Origin of the sequence: Reyranella sp. (assembly GCF_044224635.1) — a bacterium.
In the GTDB taxonomy this organism is placed as follows: domain Bacteria; phylum Pseudomonadota; class Alphaproteobacteria; order Reyranellales; family Reyranellaceae; genus Reyranella.
On the sequence record NZ_JBGAKA010000030.1, the window covers coordinates 96,740 to 105,688 of the forward strand.

Annotated in this window: 11 protein-coding genes; 4 read left to right on the forward strand and 7 right to left on the reverse strand. The window is 66.6% G+C overall.

The features are described from left to right. Positions 1-32: 32 nt before the first annotated feature. From ACILR9_RS23910 to ACILR9_RS23925, 4 genes are read right to left on the reverse strand one after another with little or no spacing between them, the layout of a single operon-like run. Positions 33-950, reverse strand: coding sequence for a DMT family transporter (locus ACILR9_RS23910; protein ID WP_395712474.1), 918 nt, complete (start codon positions 948-950; stop codon positions 33-35). After that, positions 947-1,081 (reverse strand): hypothetical protein, encoded by a 135-nt coding sequence (locus ACILR9_RS23915; RefSeq protein ID WP_395712475.1) that lies wholly within the window; start codon positions 1,079-1,081, stop codon positions 947-949. The genes ACILR9_RS23910 and ACILR9_RS23915 overlap by 4 nt, the downstream gene beginning before the upstream one ends. A gap of 11 nt (positions 1,082-1,092) precedes the next feature. After that, positions 1,093-1,452, reverse strand: coding sequence for a dihydroneopterin aldolase (locus ACILR9_RS23920; RefSeq protein WP_395712476.1), 360 nt, complete (start codon positions 1,450-1,452; stop codon positions 1,093-1,095). A 1-nt stretch (position 1,453) separates the two neighbouring features. After that, positions 1,454-2,215, reverse strand: coding sequence for an SDR family oxidoreductase (locus ACILR9_RS23925; protein ID WP_395712477.1), 762 nt, complete (start codon positions 2,213-2,215; stop codon positions 1,454-1,456). Between the two features lie 194 nt (positions 2,216-2,409). On the opposite strand from ACILR9_RS23925, the gene ACILR9_RS23930 reads away from it, so the two are divergent. From ACILR9_RS23930 to ACILR9_RS23940, 3 genes are all read left to right on the forward strand, one after another. Beyond that, positions 2,410-3,528: an NAD(P)/FAD-dependent oxidoreductase gene (locus ACILR9_RS23930; protein ID WP_395712478.1), complete on the forward strand. Its 1,119-nt coding sequence runs from the start codon at positions 2,410-2,412 to the stop codon at positions 3,526-3,528. Then, positions 3,525-4,358 carry an alpha/beta hydrolase gene (locus ACILR9_RS23935; RefSeq protein WP_395712479.1) on the forward strand — a complete coding sequence of 278 codons (834 nt, stop codon included), beginning with the start codon at positions 3,525-3,527 and terminating at the stop codon, positions 4,356-4,358. Before ACILR9_RS23930 ends, ACILR9_RS23935 begins: the two co-directional genes overlap by 4 nt. A gap of 94 nt (positions 4,359-4,452) precedes the next feature. Beyond that, on the forward strand, positions 4,453-5,427 hold the full coding sequence (locus ACILR9_RS23940; protein ID WP_395712480.1) for an NAD(P)H-dependent flavin oxidoreductase: 975 nt from the start codon (positions 4,453-4,455) through the stop codon (positions 5,425-5,427). Between the two features lie 34 nt (positions 5,428-5,461). On the opposite strand, the gene ACILR9_RS23945 is transcribed toward ACILR9_RS23940, so the two are convergent. From ACILR9_RS23945 to ACILR9_RS23955, 3 genes are all read right to left on the reverse strand, one after another. After that, positions 5,462-5,962, reverse strand: a complete 501-nt coding sequence (locus ACILR9_RS23945) for a hypothetical protein (protein WP_395712481.1) — start codon at positions 5,960-5,962, stop codon at positions 5,462-5,464. Positions 5,963-6,330: 368 nt separating this feature from the next. Beyond that, positions 6,331-7,074, reverse strand: a complete 744-nt coding sequence (locus ACILR9_RS23950; protein WP_395712482.1) for a glutathione S-transferase family protein — start codon at positions 7,072-7,074, stop codon at positions 6,331-6,333. A gap of 7 nt (positions 7,075-7,081) precedes the next feature. After that, a complete protein-coding gene (locus ACILR9_RS23955) occupies positions 7,082-7,831 on the reverse strand; it encodes a VOC family protein (protein WP_395712483.1) in 750 nt (249 codons plus the stop codon). A gap of 61 nt (positions 7,832-7,892) precedes the next feature. Here ACILR9_RS23955 and ACILR9_RS23960 point away from each other — a divergent pair, with 61 nt between their 5' ends. Further along, positions 7,893-8,813 (forward strand): branched-chain amino acid ABC transporter permease, encoded by a 921-nt coding sequence (locus ACILR9_RS23960; protein ID WP_395712484.1) that lies wholly within the window; start codon positions 7,893-7,895, stop codon positions 8,811-8,813. Positions 8,814-8,949 lie beyond the last annotated feature (136 nt).

An 8,949-nucleotide genomic window follows, 5' to 3' on the forward strand; every position in this document is an offset into this window, starting at 1 on the left:
CATCTCACTCCGATCACGCCTCGTCGCTCCAATCATGCTTTGCTCGCCTGCAGCTTGCGCCATTGCATGTAGACCACGCCGCTCAGCGCCACGAGACCTCCGACGATCTGATAGGCATTGGGCATGAAACCATAGGCCATGGCCCACAGGACGGCGAAAAACGGCACGAGGTTGACCCATAGCGAGGCGATGGCGACGCCCAGCCGGCTCGCGCCGATGTTCCAGAAATAGCCGCCGAGGCCACTCGCCAGCAGGGCCACCGTCACAAGCTGTGTCCACACCCAGGGATCGCCCTCATTGAACGGCGAGCGCGACCAGCCGAGCACGATCAGCACGGCACTCAAGGCAGTTGCCCAGCCGAGCGCCGACAATGACGCGACGTAGGCGCGATGCAACTGGCTCGCCCGGTCAAACCAAGCCTGCGCCTTGAGACTGTACAGCGTCCACAGGATGTTCGACGCCAGCAGGAAGATCTCGCCGCCGCCGAAGCTCACCGGCCCGCCGGCCACCAGGCTCGACGAGGCGAGAATGCCGCCACCCGCCAGGGTCAGCGCCAGCGCCACCGGGAAGCCCGGATCGAAGCGCAGCCCGGTCGCGATCCGGACGGTCGCTGCGGCGACCAGCGGCCCGGCGACCTGCACGGCAGCGGCGGTGATCGGATTGGTGAACAGAAGTCCCAGCGTGTAGATGAAGAAGAACGACGCCATCAGCAGGCCAAGCACGGCAAAGCGCTGCACGCCCACGTCGATGCGCAGCGCGCGCACGCCCTCGACCAGCAGAAGCAGGACAGCCAGCCCCACCGTGGCCACCGCAGTCCGGATCGCCGACATCGGGATCAGGTCGAAATGGGCCAGCATGACCTTGGAGACCGGCACGTTGGCGCCCCAGCTCGCGCCGACGAAGATCATGGCAGCGAACGCCCCGAGCAGATGGCGATGCTCGCGCATCATCGGCCGATCTGGCGCAGCTGCAGGCTGGCGACCGCCGCCATCACGACAATACCGCCGGCAAGCTGCAGCCAGCTTGGCTCCCGTCCCATCAGGGTGGCGTGCCGGAGCGCGCCGAGCGACGGAACGGCCACGCGTTGATCCCTCAGCCGGCCGCGCGCCGGCGCACCGCCTCGTAGCCGACGCGACAATCGCCGTAGACATCGGGCTTCTCGGTCGACACGCGCGCTTCGACGACGCCCGGCTGGGCGAGGCAGAGATCGAGAATGGCGTCGACCAGCGATTCCTGGAGGTTGAAATGCCGGCTCCTGGCCAAGGCAATGATTCCGTCATGAACGATGTCGTAGTTCAGGACGTTGGCGATGCGATCGTTGTGCGCCTTGTCCTCCGGGGCAAGCATCAGGTCCGCGTTGACGATCACGGTCTGCGGCCCCTCCTTCTCGAAATCATGGATGCCGATCGAGACTTGCAGGAGGAAGTCGCGGATGAAGATGCGGCGATCCATGTCAGCTCTTCTTTTTCTTGTCGAAGGCGATGTCGCGCGGCCGGCCGGTGAGGTGCTCGCCGCCGTCAATGATCAGGGTGTCGCCGGTTAAGGTGGGCGTCGCCACAATGAAGCGCAAGGCGCGCACCAGGTCATCGGTCGTGACGCCGACCTGCAACGGGTTCTGCATATGCTGCTCGGCGAAGCGGGCGTCGGTCTGGCTTCCGCTTCGCAGGGTCAGGCCCGGCGCGATGCCGGCCACGCGCAGGCGAGGCGCGAAGGCCTGTGCGAGCAGCTTGGTCAACCCCTGCAGGCCGATCTTGGACAGCGTGTAGGTCAGGAAGTCGGGGTTGAGATTGAACAGCTTCTGGTCGAGCAGGTTGACGATCAGCCCGGTCTCGCCCGCTGGCAGCTGCCGCGCCAGCGCCTGCGACAAGAGCATCGGCGCCCTCAGGTTGATCGCCATATGCCGATCGAAATTCTCCGCCGTCGCCGTCGGCGCGCGGTCGAGCTTGAACAGCGAGGCGTTGTTCACCAGGCAGGTGAGCGTGACGCCCGGCGCCCGGCACTTGTCGATCAGGGCCTCGGCCTGGCGGGCCGATTCGAGGTTGGCCCGCACCGCCCTGGCCTTGCCCTTCGCCGCGACAATCTCATCCACGGTCTCGCGCGCACCCTCGGCCGATTCGCGGTGGTGGACGAAGACGAAGTAGCCGTCCGCCGCCAAGGCCATCGCCAGGGCGCGACCGATCCGCAACCCGGCTCCGGTGACCAGCGCGCCTTTCATGGTGCAACCTCGAAACCACGCTCCTCCCCAACTCCGTTGGGGAGGTGTCGCCGTCTTACGGCGACGGAGGGGTCATGGGCACCACCACTGATGCTCATGACCCCTCCGTCCGCGAAGACGCGGACACCTCCCCAACTCCGTTGGGGAGGACAATGAATGCTGCCTTGTTCACGGCGGTCTACTAGCATGTGTCCATGACTTCGTCCCCGTTCGAAACCGTCGACTGCGTTGTGATCGGCGCAGGCGTTGTCGGCCTTGCCGTTGCTCGTGCACTTGCCCTTTCTGGTCGCGAGGTCATCGTCGTGGAAGCCGCGGAAGCCATCGGTACCGAGACGAGCTCGCGCAATTCCGAGGTCATCCACGCCGGCATCTACTATCCCAAGGGCAGCCTGATGGCGAAGACCTGCGTCGCCGGCCGGCGACGCCTTTACGCCTATTGCGCCGAGCATGGCGTGCCGCATCGCAATTGCGGCAAGCTGATCGTGGCGACCAACGACGCCGAAGGCAACAGGCTCACCGAGATCAAGGGCCGCGCCGAGGCCAACGGCGTCGAGGGCATGCGCCTCCTGAGCGCGGCCGACGCGATGGCGATGGAGCCCAACCTCTTTTGCACGGCAGCGCTGCTGTCGCCTGCTACCGGCATCGTCGACAGTCATTCCTACATGCTGGCGTTGCAGGGCGACGCCGAAGAGCACGGCGCGACGTTCGCCTTCAACAGTCCGCTCGAGCGCGGCCGCGTGGCCGACGGCGGTATCGAGATCGAGGTCGGCGGCATCGAGCCGATGACCCTTCGCTGCCGCACCGTCGTCAACTCGGGCGGCCTGCACGCGCCGGCGCTCGCACAAAAGATCACAGGCATGCCATCCGATCGAGTTCCTACTGCGTACTATGCCAAAGGAAACTACTTCACCTTGACCGGACGCTCGCCCTTCACCCACCTGATCTACCCGGTTCCCGTGCCGGGCGGCCTCGGCGTGCACATCACCGTCGATCTCGGCGGCCAGGCCAAGTTTGGCCCCGACGTCGAATGGATCGATGGAATCGACTACAACGTCGACCCGCACCGCGCCGACAAGTTCTATGCCGCGGTACGCCGCTACTGGCCGGCCCTTCGGGACGGCGCCATTCAGCCGGGCTATGCCGGCATCCGCCCCAAGATCGTGCCACAGGGCGCGCCAGCGCAGGATTTCGTCGTGCAGGGACCGGCTGATCATGGCGTGCCCGGCCTCGTCAACCTGTTCGGCATCGAATCGCCCGGCCTCACCTCCTCGCTGGCCCTGGCCGATCTGGTGCGCGACATCGCCAACGCATGAGCTTGGCCCGGCGCGGGCTCCTCGCCAGCCTGCTCGGGACCCTGCTGGGCGGCTGCTCGCCCGCCGCGATGCTGAATGCCACCGTGCCGCGCGAAGGATTTTCGCTCGAGCGCGACATCGCCTACGGGCCCCGGACCCGCCACAAGCTCGATCTCTACCGGCCCGACCGGGCGCGCGACGACGGACGCAGCGTGATGTTCTTCTACGGCGGCGCCTGGGACTCGGGCAGCAAGAGCGACTACCTGTTCGTCGGCCAGGCGCTCGCCGCGCGCGGAGTCACCACGATCATCGCCGACTACCGTCTCTATCCCGAGGTGACGTTTCCCGCCTTCCTCGACGACGGCGCGCGGGCAACCGCCTGGGCGGCCGACCGCGTCGGCACGGACCGACTCTTCCTGATGGGCCACTCGGCCGGCGCCTACATCGCCGTGATGCTGGCCGCCAATACACCCTGGCTCGCGACGGCCGGAGTCGACCGGCTGAAGCTGCCGGGCGCCATCGGCCTGTCCGGTCCCTATGACTTCCTGCCGCTGGCGTCGCGCCGGCTGCAGCAGATCTTCGGCGGCGCCAACCGCACGGAGACGCAGCCGATCACCTTCGCGACGGCGCCGCTGCCGCCCCTGCTGCTCATTCATGGCACAGCCGATTTCACGGTGAGGTCCGGCAACAGCGAGCGCCTGGCCGCAGCCTGGCGGCGCGCCGGAGGTCGGGCAGACCTGAGGCTTTATCCCGAGATCGACCATGTCGATGTGGTCGCGGCGCTGTCCGACTTCCTGCACAAGCGAGCGCCGACTCGCGCCGACGTCCTAGCCGGGATCGACAAGGCCTGATCCGCATCACGGAAGACCATTCCGGGGCTAGTGCGCCCGGACGAGGTTCGCTAATGCTGGCCCAGACCAAAGATCCCCGAGGGAAATCCAGCAGATGATCAAGACGCGCTTCACCGAAATGTTCGGCATCAAGCACCCGATCGTGCAGGGAGGCATGCAATGGGTTGGCCGTGCCGAGCTGACATCGGCGGTGGCCAATGCCGGTGCGCTCGGCTTCCTGACCGGTCTCACCCAGCCGACCCCGGAAGATCTGCGCAAGGAGGTCCAGCGCTGCCGCGACATGACCGACCAGCCGTTCGGGGTCAACCTCACCATCCTGCCCACGCTGGTGCCGCGGCCCTACGGCGAGTACATCGACGCGATCATCGATTCGGGCGTGAAGATCGTCGAGACGGCAGGCAACAACCCCAAGCCGTTCCTGCCCAAGCTCAAGGAAGCCGGCATCAAGGTCATCCACAAATGCACCTCGGTGCGCCACGGCATCACCGCCGAGAAGGTCGGCGTCGATGCGATCTCGATGGACGGCTTCGAATGCGCCGGCCATCCCGGCGAGGACGACGTGCCCAACCTCGTGCTGCTGCCGGCGGCCGCCAATGTCATCAGCATTCCGATGATCGCGTCGGGCGGTTTCGGCGATGCGCGCGGCCTGGTCGCAGCGCTGGCGTTGGGCTGCGAGGGCATCAACATGGGCACCCGCTTCATGGCGACCAAGGAAGCGCCGATCCACGACAACGTGAAGAAAGCGCTGGTCGAGAGCGACGAGCGATCGACGTCGCTCATCCTGCGCACCATGCGCAACACCAGCCGCGTCTACGGCAACTCGGTCGCCAAGAAGGCGATCGCGATGGAGCACGAAGGCAAAACCATCCAGGAGATCGGCCCGATCGTCGCCGGCGCCAAGGGCCGCGTCGTCTACGAGACCGGCGACATGGAGCACGGCATCTGGTCGGCCGGCACGGTGATGGGCCTGATCAAGGACATCCCGTCCTGCAAGGAGCTGGTCGAACGCATCGTCCGCGAAGCCGAGGAGATGATCCGCGGCCGCCTCGCCAAGGCGATTGCTGCCTGACGCGGAGCCAAGGCCACCATCCGCGGACCGTGGTCTAGTCGGCGGTCGTGACGGAGCCGTTCGAATCGACGATCAGCAGGACCTCGGTCTTGCCGCGGAATGCCTTGGCACGCCACACGCCGTCGCCCCTGCTCACGATGCGTACACCCTTGTACCCGTCGGCCTCGACGGCGGCCCGCGCCGCGTTTTCACCGGCCTGGTCGGGAGCAAGGGACGACTCCGTGGTACCGGGTTCGTCCCTGGCAGGCGCCCCTGACGTCTCGGTGGCCGGCGGATTCGCCGCCTGGCGAGGCTTCAGGAGCAGAGGCACCGGCGCCTGCTGGGGCTCAACCGAAGCTTTTGGCAACTCCGCGGGCGCCGACTTGGCAACGGCGTTCGGGCGCGGCTCCGATGAGCGGTCGGCCGCGGGGTGAGCCGCCGTGCCGATCGGCGGCATGTGCGGCTTGCCGCCATCGAATGGCCGCTTGGAAAGGCTGGCGACTGCCACCCCGACGATCGACATCACTGCCACGAGAACGATGATGCTGCTCTTCACGGTCGCCTCCCAGTCAGGATGTCGAGAACGGTCGAGGAACTATCGATTACCCGAGAATGGATCATCGAACGACGATTCTCGTATCGCTCCTTCGTATCCCGGCGGTGTTGCGGCCGGGACAAATTGTGTCGTCTGTGTCGCGGCCGCGAACGCCCTCCGATCCTTCGCCAAGGCGAGAGCGCCGTTCTCCCCCGCACCACCAACCAGCGCACCAGCACACCGATCGTCGGAGGCACCAGGCAGACGTCCGCGACCAGCGGGCCGATGCCAACACCGCCTTCAGGTCGAGGAAGGTGCCGCCAACGATGCCAGCGATCAGGCCGCCGATGGCGTTGCCATAGGCGAAGGAAAAAATCCGCCGCACGGTCTCATATCGGCATGATGCCGCGGCGTGGCGAGGCGGTCGCGAAGGTGTCGTTGGCAATCGGCGCGCCCAGGACCATGAGGGCGTTGCGCTGCTCCTGGATCGGCGTGCGCAGGATGGCATCCTCGATCTTCGCCAGCGTCTTGAACGGCGGCGAAGCAAGCGTGCGCCCCATCCAGGCGGCGGCGCGCGGCCAGCGTGCCGCATCGATCTGGACCCTTGCCCAGGCGGCATTGCGGAGGAAGCACGCCGGTGCGATGTCACCGATCGACAAGGTCGGCCCGAAGCGGAAGCCGTCGGCCGGTGCCTCGCTCTCGAGATAGTCGAGCACCGCCGGCACGTCCTCCTTCACGGTGCGGTCGACCAGCTCGCGATCGCCCTTCTCGCCCCACACCGAGGGCCGGATGGCGATCTGGTTGAACAGGCGCCAGATGAAGACGTCGCCCATGCGGGTATCGGCGAACTCCTCCAGCCAGCGCGCCCGGGCGCGATCGCGGATGTCGGCCGGAAACAGCGACGGCTCGGGCTGCTTGTCCTCGATGTACTGGCAGATCACCGACGAGTCGGAGAGCACGAGGTCGCCGTCGATCAGCACCGGGATGCGACGCAGCGGGCTCAGCTTGGAGAAACGATCGTCGCCGAAGAACGGCACGATCGGGTCGACCTCATAGCCGAGGCCCTTGGCCTCGAGGCACGCCAGGACCTTGCGCACATAGGGCGACAGATAGCTGCCGACGATCCTGATCATCCCCGCCTCACACCAGGTTGATGCGACAGCCGCAGACCTCGACCTGCGCGGGCCCGCGCTTCTTGCCGCGCTTCTCGGCAGCGGCGAGGACCTTGGCCTTGTCGGTGGCCTTGACGTCGTAGGCCGACACGCCCTGCCCGCGCCCGTCGGCCGCCGCGACGAAGCGGATCTCGCCGCCGTCGAGAGCGATCCGATTGCCGTGGAGCGGACGGCCGAGAATCTTCGACCAGCTGGCGGCGGCCGCTGCCGGATCGGGATGCTGGATCTCGACGCCGGCCAGCCCGTTGGTGACGTCGGAGCGGGCGTGCTTCAACCAGTCCTTCTCCGCCGGCGGCCACCACAGCGCCGGGTCGACTCCCTTGGGCGCGAAAGTCGTGTCGAGCGACAGCAGGACGCCCGCCGTGTCGGAGGGATGGAAGTGGGTGTACTGGTATTCGGGCAGGTCTTTCTGCGCCACGGCACGGATGCCGAGATCGGTCACGCGCTTGCGTTCGGCGGCCGCGTCGGCAACCTGGAGGATCACCATGTAGCCGCCGTCACCCTTGCGCCGATCGATATAGCGGCCGGCCGACGTGCCTTCCTGAAACGGCGTGACGATCTCGAGAAAATCATGTCCGGTCGGGCAGACGACGTTGACCAGACCCCACTTGGCGACGCCGGGATCGCGGAAGGCGACCTCGATGCCGAGGATGTCGCACAACTCCTCGCGTGAGCTCTCGAGCTCCTTGGTGACGAACACGCATTGACGCAACCGCATCGCTTCCCTCCCTTTTCCGGCCGTTACGGTTTATCGTAACGCCATGCGGACCGTGTGGACCATGGCTTTCGTGACGGCGGCCGCGCTCTCGTTCTGCTTACCGGACTTCATCGTCTTCCGCTTCACCCAGGCGGCGATCTGGGCGATCGCCCTCATTGGCCTCGTGATCCTGTGTGGCATCAGTGGCCAGTTCTCCTTCGCCCAGGCCGCCCTCTTCGGGATCGGCGGTTACTCCGCCGCGATCCTCGTCAATCAGACCGCGCTCTCGATCTATGTCGGGCTTCCCGCTGCGCTGGTGACGGGCTTCGCGGCGGGCTACGGCCTCGGCCGCATCGCCGGCAGCCACAGCCTGTGGACGCAGGCGCTGGTGACCTACGCCTTCGCCATCGCCTTCCCTCAATTGCTGCGCTGGCGACTGATCGAGGGAATCACGGGCGGCGTCGGCGGCCTCTATCTCGACTTCCCGACTCCGCCGGTTGACTTCCTGAGCGACGACCGCTGGCGCTTCTTGATGACTCTCGGCCTGCTGGGGTCTGGTCTCTGGCTCGCCTACAATCTCATCGACAGCCGCTCCGGTCGCGCCTTGCTGGCGACCCGTGACAACGACCTGGCCGCCGCCGCCCAGGGCATCCGGGTGGTGCAGGCGCGGGCCGCCGCTTCGGGCATCGCCGGTGCCTACATCGCCCTCGCCGGCTGCCTGTCGGCCTACCAGTTCGGCTTCGTCGGCCCGACCGCCTACACCTTCGGGCTGTCGATCCAGATGCTGTTCGGGCTGGTCATCGGCGGCATGCATTCGCCGGGCGGCGCCGTGCTGGGCGGGCTGATCCTGCAATTCCTGCCCGACTTCACCGCCGGCCTCGGCAAGGGCCTGTCCGGCCTGCTCTACGCCGTGCTGCTGATGGGCACGATGGTCCTTTTGCCCGAAGGACTGGCGGGGATGTTGAACCGCCTATCAGCCCGCCTCCCCCGTCTTACGGGCTAGCTTGAGCACAGATGTTGCGCTGCGAGATGGTAACCATCAGCGATAGCGTAGAAGCGCTCGAGTCCGTCGCGCATAGTGATGGGGCCATTTGATTTGTCACTTTGGTATCCGGTCCATCCGCCGAGTCGAGCGATGA

Bases quoted from the DNA above. Each gene is read 5' to 3' on its own strand.
- ACILR9_RS23910 (WP_395712474.1), bottom strand. From the start codon at position 950: ATGATGCGCGAGCATCGCCATCTGCTCGGGGCGTTCGCTGCCATGATC.
- ACILR9_RS23920 (WP_395712476.1), bottom strand. From the start codon at position 1,452: ATGGATCGCCGCATCTTCATCCGCGACTTCCTCCTGCAAGTCTCGATC.
- ACILR9_RS23925 (WP_395712477.1), bottom strand. From the start codon at position 2,215: ATGAAAGGCGCGCTGGTCACCGGAGCCGGGTTGCGGATCGGTCGCGCC.
- ACILR9_RS23930 (WP_395712478.1), top strand. From the start codon at position 2,410: ATGACTTCGTCCCCGTTCGAAACCGTCGACTGCGTTGTGATCGGCGCA.
- ACILR9_RS23935 (WP_395712479.1), top strand. From the start codon at position 3,525: ATGAGCTTGGCCCGGCGCGGGCTCCTCGCCAGCCTGCTCGGGACCCTG.
- ACILR9_RS23940 (WP_395712480.1), top strand. From the start codon at position 4,453: ATGATCAAGACGCGCTTCACCGAAATGTTCGGCATCAAGCACCCGATC.
- ACILR9_RS23950 (WP_395712482.1), bottom strand. From the start codon at position 7,074: ATGATCAGGATCGTCGGCAGCTATCTGTCGCCCTATGTGCGCAAGGTC.
- ACILR9_RS23955 (WP_395712483.1), bottom strand. From the start codon at position 7,831: ATGCGGTTGCGTCAATGCGTGTTCGTCACCAAGGAGCTCGAGAGCTCA.
- ACILR9_RS23960 (WP_395712484.1), top strand. From the start codon at position 7,893: ATGGCTTTCGTGACGGCGGCCGCGCTCTCGTTCTGCTTACCGGACTTC.